Origin of the sequence: Bradyrhizobium agreste (genome assembly GCF_016031625.1) — a bacterium.
Lineage (GTDB): Bacteria > Pseudomonadota > Alphaproteobacteria > Rhizobiales > Xanthobacteraceae > Bradyrhizobium > Bradyrhizobium agreste.
Window position 1 is genome coordinate 1 of sequence record NZ_JACCHP010000064.1, and the last position, 838, is coordinate 838.

1 protein-coding gene is annotated in these 838 nt (G+C 64.1%); it reads right to left on the reverse strand.

The annotated features are described in order from the left end of the window. The coding region (locus HZZ13_RS36325; protein WP_197964213.1) for a transposase at positions 1-838 on the reverse strand (838 nt) is incomplete at both ends.

Sequence of the window (838 nt, forward strand, 5' to 3'; positions counted from 1 at the left end):
GGAACCAGCGCGTCAGCGCGCTGTCCGGTTGATGGACTGTCCATAGCCACGCCAGCTCGATGGCGAGCTCACGGGCCCGCCGGTTGCCGGCCTTGCTGATGCCCTGCTCCCGGCTTCGCTCGCCGCTGTCATAAGGCGTGCCGGTGAGGCCAAAATAGCTGCCGACCTGACGGCGGTTGTTGAAGGCGCGATAGAACACTTCGTTGACCAGTTCCTGGCCGCCGACCGGGCCGATGCCTTTGAGCTCGATGAGCTGACTGATCCTCGCTTCCGGCGAACCAGGCTGTGCGGCGCGCAGCTTGGAAAGCCATGCGATGAACGATCGTGCGAGCGGCTGGACGTCGCGGATGCCCTGTCCGTGCAATAGTCCCCTGATGCGGTTGATGTGAGCCGTGCGCTCCTTGATCAGACGCTCGCGTTCGCGGGTGCGGCGCTTGCGATCCTCGTCCTCAACCGTCGGCACGTGGACGATGCTGCACACCCGCGGCTCGCCGCGCAAATAGGCCAGGAAGGTCCGCATCAGCTTCTCCAGATCGATCCGGTCGGTCTTGGCGCGCCGTGCGCGACGGTTCACCTCGATGCTGGAGGGATCGATCTCGTGATTGATCACGCCTTGCTGCGCCAGCCAGCGATGCAGCCAGTGGCCGTCGAGACCTGCCTCGTAGCACGACAATATGCGTATCGGCCGTCCATCCGCGGCAGCCTTCTTGCGCACGTCTGCAAGCCGCGCTGCCAAGGCCACCAGATCACCGCCACCAATCGTGTACCGGCTCAGCTTCTGTGAGCCCGGCAGCAACACGCCGAGCTTCCATTTCGCTTTGCTCAGTTCAAAAGCCAG